Here is a 17438-nt window from a genome sequence, read left to right on the forward strand (position 1 = left end):
CTCGTCGTGTGGAGAACATGTGATTCGGGTCGGCGCTTCGTCCCCAGCCCCTGTGCACTCGCGGGGACGAACTACACGGATCCGGACGGGCTCCACACCCGCCGACAGCCCGCCCCCAGGGCATCCACACCCCGTGTGCACACGATTTCGGCCACCTGACCTGCGGAAACACGAGTTGTCCACAGTTTCCACGGACCCTATGACAACTACGGACCTGAAGACTGATCCGATCTCCCACGAACATCGAACACCGCCCCCTCTGGGGAGAACCCTCCCGCCGTGTCGGGACCGCGTGGCAGGATGCTCTTCCCACGCGCCTGCGCGCGTCTTCTTGTCTGCCCGTTGACCTGCCCCCTCAGCACCACCTCTCCCCGAGGAGACCCTTGTGAAGTTCCGCGTCGAACGCGACGTCTTCGCCGATGCCGTCGCCTGGGCTGCCCGCAGCCTGCCGATCCGCCCCAGCTCGCCCGTGCTGGCGGGACTGCTGATCGAGGCCAGCGACGCGGGCCTGGTGCTCTCGACCTTCGACTACGAGACGTCGGCACGCGCGACCCTCACGGCCGAGGTCAACGACGAGGGCAAGGCGCTGGTCAGCGGCCGCCTGCTGGCCGACATCTGCCGCAGCCTCCCCGCCAAGCCCGTCGAGCTGACCCTCGACGGCCCGCGCGTCTCGCTCACCTGCGGCTCGGCCCGCTTCAGCCTCCAGACCATGCCGGTCTCGGACTACCCCACGCTTCCCGAGATGCCGTCGGCCACCGGCACCGTCTCCAGCGCCGACTTCGCCCACGCCGTCGCCCAGGCAGTGACGGCCGCCGGCCGCGACGACATGCTGCCCGTGCTCACCGGCGTACGGATCGAGATCGACGGCTCCACCATGGCGCTGCTCGCCACCGACCGCTTCCGCCTCTCGCACCGCGAGCTCACTTGGAACCCCCAGTCGCCCGACGAGTCGGTCGCCGCGCTGGTCCCGGCCAAGGTGCTCGGCGACACCGCGAAGTCGCTGACCTCGGGCGCCGAGGTCACGATCGCGCTCAGCGCCGGCGGCACCGGCGAGGGCCTCATCGGCTTCGAGGGCACCGGCCTCGGCGGCGTGCGCCGGACGACGACGCGGCTGCTCGACGGCGAGTTCCCCAAGGTCCGCTCGCTCTTCCCGGCCGAGCACCTCACCGTCGCGAAGGTCAACAAGGCCGAGCTGATCGAGACCGTGAAGCGCGTCGCCCTGGTGGCCGAGCGCAACACTGCCGTCCAGATGAAGTTCGGCGACAACCAGATCGTGCTCGACGCCGGCTCCGGCGACGAGGCGATGGCGACCGAGGCCGTCGACGCCGACATTACCGGCGACGACCTGACCACGGGCTTCAACCCGCAGTTCCTCCTCGACGGCCTGACCGCCATCGACGGGGAGTTCGTCGACCTCGCCTTCACCCAGGCGACCAAGCCCGTCGTCATCTCCGGCACCGACGCCGACGACGACACCAGCTCCTTCCGCTACCTCCTGATGCCGCGCCGCCTGCTGAGCTGACGCCCGCTCGCCCACCGTTGGGAGAGGGCTAGGCTCCGACGTATGGACATCGGACTCATCGGCCTCGGCAAGATGGGCGGCAACATGCGCGAGCGCATGCGTCGTGCCGGACTCACGGTCGTCGGCTACGACCGCAATCCCGACGTCAGCGACGTCGACTCGCTGTCGGCGCTCGTCGAGGCGCTGCCGAGCCCGAAGGTCGTGTGGGTGATGGTGCCCGCCGGCGACCCGACCCGGGCGACCGTCAAGGAGCTCGCCGGCCTGCTCGGTGAGGGCGACGTGGTGGTCGACGGCGGCAACTCGCGCTGGACCGACGACATCGCCAACGCCGAGCTGCTCGCCGAGAAGGGCATCGGCTACGTCGACTGCGGCGTCTCCGGTGGGGTGTGGGGCCTGGAGAACGGCTACGCCCTGATGTACGGCGGCGACGCCGACGACATCGCCAAGGTGCAGCCGGCCTTCGACGCCCTCAAGCCGGAGGGCGAGTTCGGCTCGGTCCACGCAGGCAAGGTCGGCGCCGGCCACTTCTCCAAGATGGTCCACAACGGCATCGAGTACGCCATCATGCAGGCGTACGCCGAGGGCTGGGAGCTGCTCGAGGCCGCCGACCTCACCGACAACGTCACCGAGGTCTTCCGTTCCTGGCGCGAGGGCACGGTCATCCGCTCGTGGCTCCTCGACCTGATGGTCAACGCCCTCGACGACGACCCCGGGCTGAGCAAGATCTCCGGCTACGCCGAGGACTCCGGCGAGGGACGCTGGACCGTCGAGGCCGGCATCGAGCACGCCGTCGCGACGCCCGCGATCACCGCCGCGCTCTACGCGCGGTTCGTCTCGCGCCAGGACGACTCCCCGACCATGAAGGCCGTGGCCGCGATGCGCAACCAGTTCGGCGGCCACGCCGTGCGCTCACCCGCACCCAAGGGCGGCGACGCCGAGGGCAGTGCGGGCGCGGAGCAGTCGGAGACCGCGAAGCAGGCCGGCGCCGGCAGCGCCGAGGAACCGGGCGAGAGCTAGGAATTCGTTGCACGTCGCGCACCTGACCCTGCACGACTTCCGCTCCTACGCCGACATCGACGTGGCGCTGGAGCCGGGGGCGACGGCCTTCATCGGCCGCAACGGCCAGGGCAAGACCAACCTCGTCGAGGCGATCGACTACCTCTCCCGCCTGTCCTCCCACAGGGTCGCGACCGACACGCCACTCGTGCGGGCCGGGGCCGACCAGGCGATCGTCCGCGCGTCCGTCGTGAAGGAGGGGCGTACGGCGCTGCTCGAGGTCGAGCTCAACCCCGGCCGCGCCAACCGGGCGCGGATCAACCGCTCGCCGCTCCCCCGTCCCCGCGAGCTGATCGGCGTGGTGCGCACCGTCGTCTTCGCTCCCGACGACCTGACCCTGGTCAAGGGCGACCCCTCCGACCGCCGGAAGTTCCTCGACGACCTGCTGGTCCTGCGCGTGCCCCGCCTGGCCGGCGTCCGGTCCGACTACGACCGGATCCTCAAGCAGCGCAACAGCCTGCTCAAGACCGCCGGTGTGGCGCGCGGCGGCTCGCGCGACGCGGCGATGTCGACCCTCGAGATCTGGGACGACAACCTCGCGCGGGTCGGCGCCGAGCTCCTCGGCGCACGGCTGCGGCTGGTCGAGGACCTGCGCCCCTACCTCGGCAAGGCCTACGAGGCGGTGGCCCGCGGCGCGAGCCGCGACGACGCCGACCTCGACTACAAGCCGAGCGTCGACGTCGACAGCACCAGCGACCTCCCGCAGGCACTGCTCGACGCCATCGCCACCAGGCGCAAGGACGAGCTCGACCGCGGCATCTCGCTCGTGGGACCGCACCGCGACGAGCTGCTGCTCACCCTCGGCAACGCGGACCTCCGGCTCCCGGTCAAGGGCTACGCCTCGCACGGCGAGTCGTGGTCGTTCGCGCTCGCGCTGCGCCTCGCGTCGTACGACCTGCTCCGCGCCGACGGCGACGACCCCATCCTGGTGCTCGACGACGTGTTCGCCGAGCTCGACGGCGAGCGACGCAACCAGCTGGCGCAGCTCGTCGCCGGTGCCGAGCAGGTGCTCGTCACCGCGGCGGTCGCCGCCGACGTGCCGGAGGCGCTGCAGGGAGTGCGGTTCGTGGTGGCCGACGGGCAGGTGACCCGTGACGCCTGACGACACCGGACCTGGCGAGGACCCGGCACCGGAGGTGGCCGAGCACCAGCCCGACGGCCTCGACCTGGCGCGCGCCGCGGCCCGGGCGGCCGCGGCCAGTCCCGGGACGCCGGCCAAGCGCCGCAGGTCCGCGCCCGCCCAGCGGCGTACGACCGCGAAGGCGTCGGGCGCGCGGCCCGATGACCGCGACCCCCAGCCGCTGGACAGCGCGCTCGGGCGCTTCGTCGCCCAGCACGGCTGGGAGCTCGACCTCAAGGTCCAGGGTGTCTTCGGCCGCTGGGCCGAGCTGGTCGGCGACGAGGTCGCCGCGCACTGCACGCCGGAGTCGTTCGCCGACGGCAGGCTCGTGGTCCGCACCGACTCGACCGCCTGGGCGACCCAGCTCAAGCTGCTCGCCCCCACCGTCGTACGCCGCCTCAACGAGGAGCTCGGGCACGGCACCGTCACCCTCATCGAGGTGCTCGGCCCCCACCTGCCGACGTGGACCAAGGGCCGGCTCTCCAGCCGCGACGGACGCGGGCCACGCGACACCTACGGCTGAGCCGGACACCCGACCCGAGCCCGCGGCGAGAGCCTCGATCTGCCGATCTGGGAGCCGCACGGACCTAGGGGGCCCCATCGGCCCCCCTGTTCGGGCCTGTGAACCGGCCTCATGGGGCGCCTGAGGGCACATTTTCGCGCGGATCCCTCCCCAGGCCGGGGTGTGTCCTTCGGTTCAGGGCCGCTGACGGGTAGTATGAGGACACGAGTCGCACGTCGTGTTGCCACCGCAACCGCAGCGACTCGACTCATGTCGACCGCCCTCGGTCAGAGATCCGGGGGCGACGAGAAGAAGGCCGTGCCTTGAGCGAAGAGAAGCCCGAGTCCACCGCAGCTCCGACCCCCGATTCCGCTCCCCAGTCTCCTTCACCACAGGCACAGCCCGACTCCCCCACCGAGGCCGACCGCGCCGCCGCGCTGGCCGAGGCCGTCGAGGCTGCCGAGGACGCGGTCGAGAAGCGCTCCAACACCGCCGTCGACGAGGGCACCGAGTACGACGCCTCCGCGATCCAGGTCCTCGAGGGGCTCGAGGCCGTGCGCAAGCGCCCCGGCATGTACATCGGCTCCACCGGCGAGCGCGGCCTGCACCACCTGATCTGGGAGATCGTGGACAACGGCGTCGACGAGGCGCTGGCCGGCTTCGCCACGAAGATCTCGCTCACCCTGCAGGCCGACGGCGGCGTGCGGGTCGAGGACAACGGCCGCGGCATCCCGACCGACACCGCACCCGGCCAGGAGATGCCGGCGCTCACCATGGCGCTGACCATGCTCCACGCGGGCGGCAAGTTCGGTGGCGGCGGCTACAAGGTCTCCGGCGGACTGCACGGCGTGGGCGTCTCGGTCGTCAACGCACTGTCCACCCGGCTCGTCGCCGAGGTGCGGAACCGCGGCCACCTGTGGCGCCAGTCCTTCCAGCTCGGTGTCCCCGACGCCGACCTCGAGCAGGTCCGCCCGATGGAGGACGGCGAGGGCACCGGCACGACCGTGACCTGGTACGCCTCCGAGGACATCTTCGAGCACACCAACTACAGCCTGGAGACCATCACCTCGCGCATCCGCGAGATGGCGTTCCTCAACAAGGGCGTCGAGTTCGTCGTGCGCGACGAGCGCGCGCAGGCCGACGCGATCATCGACGCGGTCGAGGACGACACCATCGCCAACGAGGTCGACAGCGCCGCCCACGACGCGATGAAGCGCGGCGAGGGCGGCGGTCTGGAGCAGGTCTTCCGCTACGACCGCGGCCTCGTCGACTACGTCGAGCACCTCAACCGACGCAAGGAGGCGGCCAACCCGACGGTCATCTCCTTCGAGGCCGAGACCGCCGAGGGCGCGAGCGGCCAGCACATGAGCCTCGAGCTCGCCATGCAGTGGAACCGGACCTACACCGAGTCGGTCCACACCTTCGCCAACAACATCAACACCCACGAGGGCGGCACCCACGAAGAGGGCTTCCGCGCCGCGCTGACCTCCCTGGTCAACAACTGGGGCGAGGAGTGGGGCCTGATCAAGAAGCGCGAGGACCGGGTCTCCGGCGACGACATCCGCGAGGGCCTGACCGCGATCATCTCGATCAAGCTCAGCGAGCCGCAGTTCGAGGGCCAGACCAAGACCAAGCTCGGCAACACCGAGGCCAAGGGCTTCACCCAGCGCATCGTCAACGACCAGCTCGGCGCCTGGCTCGAGCAGAACCCCAACGAGGGCAAGGACATCATCCGCAAGGCGCAGGCCGCGGCGTCCGCCCGGATCGCGGCCCGCAAGGCACGCGACCTGGCCCGCTCCCGCAAGGGCCTGCTCGGCGGCGGCGGCCTCCCCGGCAAGCTCAGCGACTGCCAGTCGACCAACCCCGAGGAGTGCGAGGTCTTCATCGTCGAGGGTGACTCGGCCGGTGGCTCCGCACGCCAGGGCCGCGACCCGCGCATCCAGGCGATCCTGCCGATCCGCGGCAAGATCCTCAACGTCGAGAAGGCCCGCATCGACAAGGTCCTCGGCAACACCGAGGTCCAGGCGATCATCTCCGCGCTCGGCACCGGCATCCACGAGGAGTTCAACCTCGAGAAGCTGCGCTACCACAAGATCGTGCTGATGGCCGACGCCGACGTCGACGGCCACCACATCAACACGCTGCTGCTGACCCTGCTGTTCCGGTTCATGAAGCCGCTGATCGAGCACGGCTACGTCTTCATGGCGCAGCCCCCGCTCTACCGCCTGCGGTGGAACAAGCCGGCCGAGCACGAGTTCGTCTACTCCGACGCCGAGCGCGACGCGCTGATGCGCGACGGCCTGGCCCAGGGCCGCAAGCTCCCCAAGGAGAACCCGGTCCAGCGCTACAAGGGTCTCGGCGAGATGAACGCCGACGAGCTGTGGGAGACCACGATGGATCCCTCTGCCCGCCTGATGAAGCAGGTGACGCTGGAGGACGCCGCCCACGCCGACGAGATCTTCTCGATCCTGATGGGCGAGGACGTCGAGCAGCGCCGTTCCTTCATCCAGCGCAACGCAAAGGACGTGCGATTCCTCGATATCTGACAGGAGGCGCGATGCACGCACGCTCGCTGCGTTGTCGTCGCTCGACGACCCGCTCCGCTCAAAGGTCGCCTTCGCTCCTCCGCCTTGCGATCGCACGCACCTCGCGCCTCCTGCCGGCATAGCCGCGTATCGCTGTTTCTAAGACTTCCACTAGACAAGTCGAGAAAGCCGAATCATGACTGAGATCCCCACCGACACCACCACCGGTCCCGGCGACGGCGACGGCGGCGACCGCGTGCAGCAGGTCGAGCTGCAGACGGTGATGCAGCAGTCCTACATCGACTACGCGATGACCGTCATCGTCGGGCGCGCGCTCCCCGACGTACGCGACGGGCTCAAGCCGGTGCACCGCCGGATCCTCTACGCGATGTACGACGGCGGCTACCGCCCCGACCGCGGCTTCTCCAAGTGCTCGCGCGTCGTCGGTGACGTGATGGGTCAGTACCACCCCCACGGCGACTCGGCGATCTACGACACCATGGTCCGGCTCGCGCAGCCCTGGGTGATGCGCGCGCCGCTGATCAACGGCCAGGGCAACTTCGGCTCGCCGGGCAACGACTCCGCCGCCGCCATGCGATACACCGAGTGCCGGATGGCGCCGCTGGCCATGGAGATGGTCCGCGACATCGACGAGGACACCGTCGACTTCCAGCCCAACTACGACGGTCGCTCGCAGGAGCCGACCATCCTGCCCAGCCGGTTCCCCAACCTCCTGGTCAACGGCTCGGCCGGCATCGCGGTCGGCATGGCGACCAACATCCCGCCGCACAACCTCATCGAGGTCGCCGAGGGCGCGACGTGGGCGCTCCAGCACCCCGACGCCACCAAGGAGGAGCTGCAGGAGGCCCTCCTCGAGCGGATCAAGGGCCCCGACTTCCCCAACGGCGCCCTGATCGTCGGTCGCCAGGGCATCGAGCAGGCCTACCGCACCGGCCGCGGCTCGATCACCCAGCGCGCGGTCGTGGAGATCGACGAGGACAGCAAGGGCCGCACGATGCTCGTCATCAGCGAGCTCCCCTACATGGTCAACCCCGACAACCTCGCGCTGAAGATCGCCGAGCTCGCCGACTCCGGTCGTGTCCAGGGCATCTCCGACGTCCGCGACGACACCTCCTCGCGCACCGGCCAGCGCCTGGTCGTGGTGCTCAAGCGCGACGCCGTGGCCCGGGTCGTGCTCAACAACCTCTTCAAGCACACCGAGCTGCAGAGCAACTTCTCGGCCAACATGCTGGCGCTCGTCGACGGTGTGCCCCGCACGCTCAGCATCGACGCCTTCATCAGCAACTGGGTGACCCACCAGATCGAGGTCATCCAGCGGCGCACGCGCTTCCGCCTCGCCGAGGCCGAGCGCCAGGCCCACGTCTACCGCGGCCTGGTCAAGGCGCTCGACGCCCTCGACGAGGTCATCGCGCTGATCCGCAACAGCCCCGACGTCGACCAGGCCCGCACCGGGCTGATGGACCTCCTCGAGATCGACGAGATCCAGGCCAACGCCATCCTCGAGATGCAGCTGCGCCGCCTGGCCGCCCTCGAGCGCCAGAAGATCATGGACCGCCTCGCCGAGCTCGAGCGCGTGATCGCCGACCTCGAGGACATCCTCGCCAACGAGACCCGCCAGCGGCAGATCGTCTCCGACGAGCTCGCCGAGATCGTCGACAAGTACGGCAACGAGCGGCGTACGCAGATCATCGCCGCCGACGGCGACCTCTCGATGGAGGACCTGATCCCCGACGAGGACCTCGTCGTCTCGATCACCCGCGGCGGCTACGCCAAGCGCACCCGCGCCGACCAGTACCGCCTGCAGAAGCGCGGCGGCAAGGGCGTGCGCGGCGCGACCCTGCGCGGTGACGACGTGGTGCAGCACTTCATCGCCACCACCAACCACCACTGGCTGCTGTTCTTCACCACGGCCGGCCGGGTCTACCGGACCAAGGCCTACAACCTGCCCGAGGCGGCGCGCGACGCGAAGGGCGGCCACGTCGCCGGCCTGCTGAGCTTCCAGCCCGACGAGGACATCGCCCAGGTGCTGGCGATCCGCGACTACGACCAGGCCCCCTACCTCGTGCTCGCCACCCGCACCGGCCTGGTCAAGAAGACCAAGCTGGGCGACTACAACAGCCCGCGCCAGGCCGGCGTCATCGCGATCAACTTCCGCGAGGACGACGACGAGCTCATCGGCGCCGAGCTGGTCAACGAGGACGACGACATCCTGCTCGTCTCCCGCAAGGGCCAGTCGATCCGCTTCAAGGCCGACGACGAGCAGCTGCGCCCGATGGGTCGCGCGACCGGTGGTGTGCGCGGCATGAAGTTCCGCGACGGCGACTCGCTGCTCTCGATGTCGGTCATCCGCGCCGCCCAGGTCGCGGCCGAGGAGGCCGCCGAGCACCGCGCCGAGGAGGCCGGCGAGTCGACCGCGCCGGGCGACCTGCCCGACGTGAAGGAGCAGTACGTCTTCACGATCACCGACGGCGGCTTCGCCAAGCGCAGCCGGATCAGCGACTACCGCCTCCAGTCCCGCGGCGGCATCGGCATCAAGGCGATGTCGCTGGCCAACGAGGACCGCGGCGGCCTGGTCGGCGCCTTCATCGTCGAGGAGGACGACGAGGTCCTGTCGATCACCAGCGGCGGTCAGGTCGTGCGCAGCCCGATCGACGCCAACTTCCGCCCGACCGGACGCTCCACGATGGGCGTGAAGTTCGTGACGCCGAAGTCGGGCGACACGGTCGCCGTGGTGGCCCGGTCGGTCGAGGCGAAGGTCTCCGAGGAGGACGGCAACGGCGACTCCGAGGCCACCGCCGAGGACGGCACCACCCAGATCGAGGAATCGCCCGTTGTGGCCGACGGTGCAACAATCGAGGGTCAGGAGGCTGACGAAGCCTCCCCCGAGACCCCCGACGAGACCACCGAGGAGTGATCCATGTCGGACCGCACCGCGCCCAGCTCTCGCGAGGCAACCCGTCGTACGTCCGCCCCTGAGCCCGCCCGCCGGTCGTTCACCGAGCGCATGCAGGACACGCTCTCCAGCGCTGCCCAGGAGCACCGCGCCAACGCGGCACCCGGGGCCGGCTCCAAGGGCCGGCGCACCCGGTCGCCCGGCCGCCAGCCGCGGCGGGCCCGGCTGCGGCTGACGCGGATCGACCCCTGGTCGGTGATGAAGACGTCGTTCCTGCTCTCGGTCGCCTTCGGCGTGGTCACGTTCGTCGCGATCTTCATGGTGTGGTCGGTGCTCGGCGCCGCCGGCGTGTGGGACTCGATCAACTCGGCGGTCGCCAGCATCGTCGAGGGCGACAGTGGCAACTCGACCTTCGACGTGACCGACTACGTCGGCATGTCCCGGGTGCTCGGATTCACCCTGCTGGTCTCGGTGCTCGACGTCGTGCTGATCACCGCGATCGCCACCCTGACGGCGTTCCTCTACAACCTCGCCGCCGCCCTCCTGGGCGGCATCGAGGTCACCCTCGCCGAGGACGAGAAGTGAGCTGACCGCCTCGATCAGCTTTCGACCAGCCCTCGATTGGCAACGGTCGAGGCGGGTCAGGTAATCTTCGGCGTCGCCGCTCGTGCGGCGAGTGCGGGCCTATAGCTCAGACGGTTAGAGCGCTTCCCTGATAAGGAAGAGGTCACAGGTTCAAGTCCTGTTAGGCCCACTCCATCCCATTCTCGACCGAGTGATCTCGAGGAGAGTTCCCGTGAAGAAGCTCCTGCTGGTCCTGCTCGCCGCCGCCGGCGCCGCGTTCGCGAAGAAGAAGATGGACGAGGGCAAGAACGAGCAGGCCCTCTGGGCCGAGGCCACCGACACCGTCGACAAGGCCTGACCCTCCCGGCGCTCCCGGCGCCACCCGCGAGGGGCCTTGGCGCAATTGGTAGCGCACCTGCTTTGCAAGCAGGGGGTTAGGGGTTCGAGTCCCCTAGGCTCCACCACTCGCTCACCGAAGTGCGCCAAGGGGCGCAATTGGTAGCGGCTCTGCCGTCGATGCTTTGCAAGCAGGGGGTTAGGGGTTCGAGTCCCCTAGGCTCCACCACCCGGATGTGACCTCGCGCCCATCCCTCGGTATTCGTCACCGCCCGCGTGGCGACGGCCCCACACTGGAGCCGTGCTGGGCATCACCGACCTCCCGACCTACCTCGTCGGCCTCATCCTGATCGTGCTGCTGCCCGGTCCGAACTCGCTCTACGTCCTCTCCGTCGCCGCCCGGCGCGGGGTGCGCAGCGGGTACGCCGCGGCGGCGGGCGTGTGGACCGGCGACGCGGTGCTGATGACGCTGTCCGCGGCCGGTGTGGCCTCGCTGCTGCAGGCCAACGAGGCGGCGTTCGGCGTCGTGAAGTGGGCGGGTGCGTCGTACCTGCTGTGGCTCGCGATCGGCATGCTGCGCGCGGCGTGGGGCATGTGGCGCTCGCGGCGGACGGTCGCCGAGCAGCTGGCCGACGCGACCGTCGAGGCGGGCGTGGAGCCGAAGGCGCGCGGTGAGCGGCCCTACCGCCGGGCGCTGGTGATCAGCCTGCTCAACCCGAAGGCGATCCTGTTCTTCGTGGCGTTCTTCGTGCAGTTCGTCGACCCGGCCTACGCCCACCCGGCGATCTCGTTCCTGGCGCTCGGGACGCTGGCCACGATCGCCAGCGCGGCGTACCTCAGCGTCCTCATCGTCAGCGGCACCCACCTCGCCGAGGCGTTCCGGCGTCGCAAGGCGCTCTCCGCCGGCGCCACCTCGGCGGTGGGCGCGGTCTTCGTCGGGTTCGCCGTGAAGCTCGCCCTCGCCTCAGCCTGACGCTCACCCTGACCCGGCGGGCCGGATCTCCACCGCCACCAGCTGCCACCGGTCGTTCTTGCGCAGCCCGGGGTTGCGCAGCGTGAGCGCGGTCGTGGAGGTCGTGGGCGTCGTACGCCGCTGGACCCAGAAGTAGTCGTCGACCTGCCTGCTGTGGAACTTGTGCACCCAGTCGTGGCCGTCAGGCAGCCGCGGGGCGGTGCTCGTGCTCCAGTTGTGGCCGACCGACCAGACGAGCGACGAGGCCGACCGTGGCGTGATGACCACCTTCGCCTCCGACGAGATGCCGGTCGCTGAGGCGACGCCGACCTCGGGCGCCGCGCCGGCGTAGGCGGCGACGGTGATCGTGCCGGTGTAGCCGCGGTGCTTGAAGACGGCCTTCACCTGCACGTCCCTCACCCGCTTGGTGGCGTACGCCGTCCAGACCTCGGTGCTGCCCCACGTCTGGTTGGCCCTGGCCTCGCGGGTCCAGGTGAGGTCGTCGCTGCGCAGGCTCTTGACCTGCTGCGTCGGTGCCTGGGGTCCGTCGAAGGACACGTAGGCGACGAGCAGCTCGTTCGCCCCGGCGGTGTCGAGCTTCGACGCGGTGATCGAGTCCGTCGGCTTCTTGGTGTCGGCGGAGACGACGGTGTCCAGGGTCGGTGCCACGACCACCGGCGGCGGCGGAGGCGGAGGAGGAGGAGGCGGCGGCGGTGGCGGCGGAGGTGGGGGCGGCGGAGGTGGGGGCGGCGGAGGCGTGACCCGCTCCACCGTGATCGAGACCGTGGCGGGCGCCGAGGTGTGGGTGGCGTCGGCGACGGTGAAGGTGAAGGAGTCGGGCCCGAACCAGCCGGGGTCGGGCGTGTAGGTGCGCGTGGCGCCCGACCCGGTCAGCGTGCCGTGCGCGGGCTGGGCGGCGATCGCGAAGGTGAGCGGGTCGTCCTCGGGGTCGGTGCCGGCGAGGGTGAGGGGCAGGGCGGTGTCCTGCGGCGTGGTGAGGGTCGCGGGCGTCGCGGTCGGCGCCTGGTTGACCGGCGGCTCGGTCCAGGTGAACGTCGCCTCCGCGGTCAGTCCGGACGAGGCCGCCCGCACCGCGGCGGCGCCGGCGGTCTGCGACGTCAGGCAGTACGAGGCCCCGCCGTCCGCGCCGGTCACGAGCGAGCGCTCGTCGGTGACGGCGCCGGTGGTGGTGAGGTCGACGCGCGCCCCGGCGATGCCGGTGCCGTCCTGGTCGGCGAGCCGGGCGGTGGCACACAGCTCGCGACCGACCAGGCCGGACGGTGCCGCCGGTGACAGCGAGAGCTGGTTGGCCTCGGCCACCCGCGCGAGCCGGAAGCCGCCGGGGAAGCCGTAGGAGTCGTACTCGTCGAAGCCGTAGACGACGGTCCCGACGGGAACGGGCGAGGTGACCCGGTGGATGCCGGCCCCGATGTCGACCACCGCGCCGGAGTACGTCGTGCCCGGGATCGGCCGCCACGCGCCGTCAGGGACGGCTGCTCCGTCGAGGCGTACGTCGCCCACGCGCGTTGTCGGCGCGGTCAGGTTCACGTGGTGGGCACGGAAGCCCGTCGTCGGCGTGGAGAACACCGAGCTGGTGTAGCCCTGCTCGAGCGCCGGCACGAGCACCATGAACGGGTCGGACACGGTGTCGTCGAAGGCTGAGCCGTTGGAGTACTGGGCCACGCTGATCGGCTTGGTGGCAGTGATCGACTGCGGCCGGCCGCTGAGGAACTCGTGGAACTCACCACCGGCGAGCGTGACGTCGCGGCTGCCCGTGGAGTCGGCGACGGTGACGACCGTGCCGTCCTCGTCGGCCACCACGCGGAAGGTGTCCTGCGTGCGCCCGGCGAGCGGCATGCTGGCGAAGGACCGTCCCCAGGTGCTGGTCGGGATCAGCTGCTCGACGATGTGGTCGCAGTAGCCGAAGCCGCCGGGGATGTTGGCGCAGCGGTTGGCGCCGTAGACCGAGACCGGACGGTCGGCGGTGATGAGGGCCCCGGTCATGGTCTGCGTCGTGTTGGTCTCCCACTCGAAGACCTCGCCCAGCTCGAGCTGCACGGTGTGGGTCTCGAGCGCCGGCGAGGGGGGATCGATCGTCACGGTCGTCCGGCCCTCGGTGGCCACGATGCCGACCACGGGTGCGAGGCCGAACTCGTAGTCCACGACCCGGTAGCGGGTCCCGGTGGCGGTGACCGGCACGGCCAGGAACGCGTCGGTCGTGTACTTCTGGCGGTTGAGCCCGTAGACGGTCACCGCGTCGTCGGCCACCACGTGCACCGCGAGCGGCTCGACCCGCTGGGCGTTGGTGTCCTTCACCCCGGCGCGTACGTCGATGGGCAGGGACACCGCCGTCACGTCGTTCGCCGCGACGGTGAAGGGGAGCTCCTCCAGCAGGCCGGGCACCTCCACGACCCCGCTGGTCGCGGTGGACGAGGCGATGAAGAGGGTCAGCGCCGAGTCCTCGGTGCTCAGGTAGTTGGCGTCGAAGGTCACCCAGAACTCGCGGCCCGCCGAGGACGGGGTGCGGTCGACGTCGCCGAGCACGTGGACCTGCTCGGTCCGGGTGACGCGCTTGCCGTCCACCTCGGTGACCGTCACCGTGACGTCGTACGTGCCGGCCGCGGACCAGGCGTGCTCGGCGGTCCGGCCGGTGGCGGTGCCGCCGTCCCCGAAGGCCCAGGTGACGACGGACGCGGGGTCGGGTCCGCCCGGGTCGCTCCAGTAGGCCCGGAAGCCGAGGGGTTCGCCGGTCCGGCCGACGGCGTGCTCGGCGACGGCGGCCCGGGTCGGGGCGAGGTTGGCGACCGTGGCCGCCGTGGTGTCGGTGAACACCTTCCCGCCGTCGCTGTGGTCGACGGCGGAGAGCTGCACCTCGTAGCTGCCGGGCGAGGCGTAGCGGTGCTCGATGGTCCCGCCTGGCCAGGGCTCGGTGCGTCCGTCGCCCCAGTCGACCGTGTAGACGAGGGCGCTGTCGGGCGCGGTCGAGCCGGTGAAGTCGAAGGCCAGTGCGGCGCCCTCGTCGCCGCTGACGGTGGGCCCGGCGTCGAGCACGACGTCCCTGATGATGATCGTCGCCACCACCTGCTCGACGCTGCCGCCGTCGCCGTCGGACACAGTGACGGTCACCGGGTAGGTGCCGTTGTCCGCCCACGCGTGCTCGACGGACGAGCCGGTCGCCTGCTGTCCGTCGCCGAAGTCCCACGTCGTGGTGAGGACGTCCTGCGGGCCGGGGTCCCAGGCGAAGACGCTCATCGCGAGCGGCCGGCCCCGCACCCAGCGGCCGTTGTGGACGCTCGGGGCGAACGACGGCGGGCGGTTGACCACGGTGACCCGGACGTCCTTGGAGGTCGAGGCACCGCGGTTGTCGGTGACCGTGAGCGTCGCCGTGTAGGTGCCCTCGTCGGGGAAGCTGGGCGGGTAGGCGCCGGAGTAGCCACCGGCCGCGGTCCACTCCGCCGACACGATCGCGCCGTCCGGGTCGCTCGCGGTGTAGGAGTACGGGAACGGCGAGCCCTCGTCCGCGGTCGCGGTGTCGGCGCCGGTGATGACCGGGGACCGGTTGTCGTCGACGATCGTCACGGTGACCGTGCCCACCGCGCGCTGACCGGCACCGTCCTCCACTGTGTAGGTGAAGCTGTCGGTCGTCGCGGTGCCGTCGGCGGTGTAGCTGCAGGTGCCGAGCCCGAGGGCGCAGGTCGCGGTGCCGTCGCTCGCCGGCGTCGAGGAGACCAGGTGCACGTTGCCGTTGGGTGAGGTGTCGTTGGCCAGGACGTCGGCCGTCAGGGTCAGCCCGCGCCCGACCGTGAAGATCTCGTTGCCCACCGACAACCCGTCGGGGTTGCCGACCTTGAAGGTCGTCACCGCCGGGTCCGAGGTCAGCGTGCCGTCGGAGGCGGTGAAGACCGCGCCGTCGGTGCCGCGGAAGCCCGCGTTCGGCGTGTACGTCCACACGCCGCCGTCCTGGGTGAGGGTGCCGTACGTCGGAGGCGTCACGACGTCGTACGTCACCGGCTGTCCGTCGGGGTCGTAGCCGTAGAACGGGTTCGCGAACGCCTGGCCCTGGTCGACGTTCACGGTCTGGGAGACCGCGATCGGGGGCCGGTTGACCGGCGTCGGCGGGGTGATCGTGATGGAGACGGTGGCCGGGTCGGAGCCGACCGTGCCGTCGTGGACGCGGTAGGTGAAGGAGTCCTGGCCCACGGTGCCGGCGTTGGGCACGTAGGTCCGCTGCGCTCCGCTGCCCTGCAACGTGCCGAGGGTCGGCGGATCGACGACCTGGTAGGTGAGCGGGTCTCCGTCGGCGTCGGTGCCGGACAGGGTGATCGGCAGGGAGGTGTCGCGCTCGACCGTGAGGGTCAAGGGGGCGGCGACCGGCGGTGTGTTGGGCGGCTGCACCGGGCCCTCGATCCGCGCCGCGACCGCGATCGCCTCGCGACCGAACTCGTCGAAGCCCACCACCGCGGCATCCGTCGTCGTCGCGAGTGCGTCGAGCTGGCCGACCAGCGAGGTGGCGGGGTCGAAGCCACCCAGAGGCACCTCGAAGTGCGAGCGGATCGCCTCGATCTGCGCGGGCGTGCGGCCCGCAGCGGTGAGGGCGGCGGTCTCCTCCGGTGCGAAGCCCTGCTGCCGGACCCGGTCGTAGGCCCCCTTGATCACCGTCCACTCCTCGGGCGTGACCAGGGGACCGGTGAAGTCGTCGGCGGAGCGGAACAGGTCGGCGTACGCCGTGAGCGCGTCAGCGCTGCGCCGCATCTGCGTGGCCTGCGAGAGGGCGTAGCGTCCGGCTGCGCGCAGCTGGGTGGCGGCAGCCTCGTCGTCGCCCGCCTCGACGGCGCCGAGGTACTTCTCGTAGGCCGACAGCGACACCTCGGCGAAGGCCGACTGCCGGTCCAGGGCCGCCATCAGCTCGTCGAGCACCGGCGACGCCGAGGTTCCGATGGTGGCGAAGGACGGCGTCGGCACGGCCTCGAAGTCCGGGTCGGGCGGGTCGGCGACGATGTCGGCGTACATGGCCGCGGTCGCACACGACAGGTCGTGGAGGATCTCCATGGCCTTGTCCTGGCCGGCGCCGATCGCGTCGAACGACGGGAACGCGAAACCCATCAATCCCCCGGCGGCCGGGATGATCGTCGCCGCGAAGCCGACCTCGCCCGCCTCGTAGCGGTCGGCGCGCTGCTGGGCCTTCTTGATCTTGCCGCGGGCCGCGGTGACGCTGTCGGCGGCGTCCTTGAGCGCGAAGCCGACGCAGGCCAGGCCGACGCCGGTACGCATCTGCTCGGCGCGGTCCTTCCACTCGCGCATCTTGGCGAGCGCGGGCTCGCGCGAGCAGTCGAAGCAGCTGGTGACGGTGAACTCGACGCTCACCGCGGTCGGGGTGCCCTCCGAGTCCTCGGCCAGGATCCGCCACGTGCCGGGCAGGAGGGTCGGTCCCTCGATGGGCTGGATGATGCTGCCGAGCCCGACGATGTCGTTGGGCGATCCCCAGGCCGGCCGGTCGCAGCTCCCGCTGGCCGGGTCCTCGACGGTCGCCTCGACGATGCAGACCCGACCACCCTTGATGTCGGAGGTGACGTAGACGAACAGCGCGTCGTCGTCGGTGAACTGGTCGTCGGGCTCCTCGTCGGAGTTCATCGGGATCGGGTTGTGCAGGGCCGCCTGCGAGGCCGGCGCGAGCACCATCAACCCGGTCAGGGCGAGGAGCAGCGAGAGCAGGAGCTGGACCGCGTGCCGCGCGCGGGCACCGCCGGTCCGCTTCCCGGGCTCGGGACGACGACTGGGGGTCATGCGCGTCAAGGTCCTCTTGCAGCCGCCCCGCGCCTCCCGTTCGGTCGGGAGTTACCCCAAACGGGGGGTCGCGGTGGAACCGCGCCGCGCTCGTGTCGTATCGGCGGCAGCCCGTTCGTGGTAGTCGTGAGAGGCCACCCAGCAGGGGTGGCCGCGCACCGCG

General features: G+C 70.9%; 9 protein-coding genes, 2 tRNA genes and 1 pseudogene. 11 read left to right on the forward strand and 1 reads right to left on the reverse strand.

Annotated features, from left to right (window positions below):
* Positions 1-385 precede the first annotated feature (385 nt).
* From dnaN to leuE, 11 genes and pseudogenes are all read left to right on the forward strand, one after another.
* Positions 386-1522 (forward strand): DNA polymerase III subunit beta, encoded by a 1137-nt coding sequence (dnaN, locus tag ACE3QY_RS00640; protein WP_374454077.1) that lies wholly within the window; start codon positions 386-388, stop codon positions 1520-1522.
* Between the two features lie 36 nt (positions 1523-1558).
* Positions 1559-2539 (forward strand): annotated as a pseudogene (gene gnd / locus ACE3QY_RS00645) (phosphogluconate dehydrogenase (NAD(+)-dependent, decarboxylating)); the annotation flags it as partial.
* A gap of 7 nt (positions 2540-2546) precedes the next feature.
* Entirely contained in the window at positions 2547-3680 is a 1134-nt protein-coding gene (recF, locus tag ACE3QY_RS00650; RefSeq protein ID WP_374454078.1) for a DNA replication/repair protein RecF, read from the forward strand.
* Positions 3670-4221 (forward strand): DUF721 domain-containing protein, encoded by a 552-nt coding sequence (locus ACE3QY_RS00655; protein ID WP_374454079.1) that lies wholly within the window; start codon positions 3670-3672, stop codon positions 4219-4221. Before recF ends, ACE3QY_RS00655 begins: the two co-directional genes overlap by 11 nt.
* A gap of 416 nt (positions 4222-4637) precedes the next feature.
* Positions 4638-6746, forward strand: a complete 2109-nt coding sequence (gyrB, locus tag ACE3QY_RS00660) for a DNA topoisomerase (ATP-hydrolyzing) subunit B (protein ID WP_374454902.1) — start codon at positions 4638-4640, stop codon at positions 6744-6746.
* A 175-nt stretch (positions 6747-6921) separates the two neighbouring features.
* Complete coding sequence (gyrA, locus tag ACE3QY_RS00665) at positions 6922-9660, forward strand: DNA gyrase subunit A (RefSeq protein ID WP_374454080.1); 2739 nt, start codon at positions 6922-6924, stop codon at positions 9658-9660.
* A 3-nt stretch (positions 9661-9663) separates the two neighbouring features.
* Positions 9664-10224, forward strand: a complete 561-nt coding sequence (locus ACE3QY_RS00670; protein ID WP_374454081.1) for a DUF3566 domain-containing protein — start codon at positions 9664-9666, stop codon at positions 10222-10224.
* Positions 10225-10319: 95 nt separating this feature from the next.
* Positions 10320-10393 (forward strand) — tRNA-Ile (locus ACE3QY_RS00675).
* Positions 10394-10435: 42 nt separating this feature from the next.
* On the forward strand, positions 10436-10561 hold the full coding sequence (locus ACE3QY_RS00680) for a DLW-39 family protein (protein WP_310249737.1): 126 nt from the start codon (positions 10436-10438) through the stop codon (positions 10559-10561).
* A gap of 30 nt (positions 10562-10591) precedes the next feature.
* Positions 10592-10667, forward strand: a tRNA-Ala gene (locus ACE3QY_RS00685).
* 173 nt (positions 10668-10840) lie between these two features.
* Entirely contained in the window at positions 10841-11512 is a 672-nt protein-coding gene (gene leuE, locus ACE3QY_RS00690; RefSeq protein WP_374454082.1) for a leucine efflux protein LeuE, read from the forward strand.
* 3 nt (positions 11513-11515) lie between these two features.
* Here leuE and ACE3QY_RS00695 read toward each other — a convergent pair whose 3' ends face one another.
* On the reverse strand, positions 11516-17275 hold the full coding sequence (locus tag ACE3QY_RS00695) for an Ig-like domain-containing protein (protein WP_374454083.1): 5760 nt from the start codon (positions 17273-17275) through the stop codon (positions 11516-11518).
* Between the last annotated feature and the right edge of the window lie 163 nt (positions 17276-17438).

This window comes from Nocardioides sp. (assembly GCF_041913365.1).
Taxonomy (GTDB): Bacteria; Actinomycetota; Actinomycetes; order Propionibacteriales; family Nocardioidaceae; genus Nocardioides.

Excerpts from the sequence above, each read along its gene's own strand:
- gyrA (WP_374454080.1), top strand. The coding sequence starts at position 6,922 with ATGACTGAGATCCCCACCGACACCACCACCGGTCCCGGCGACGGCGAC.
- ACE3QY_RS00695 (WP_374454083.1), bottom strand. The coding sequence starts at position 17,275 with ATGACCCCCAGTCGTCGTCCCGAGCCCGGGAAGCGGACCGGCGGTGCC.
- ACE3QY_RS00670 (WP_374454081.1), top strand. The coding sequence starts at position 9,664 with ATGTCGGACCGCACCGCGCCCAGCTCTCGCGAGGCAACCCGTCGTACG.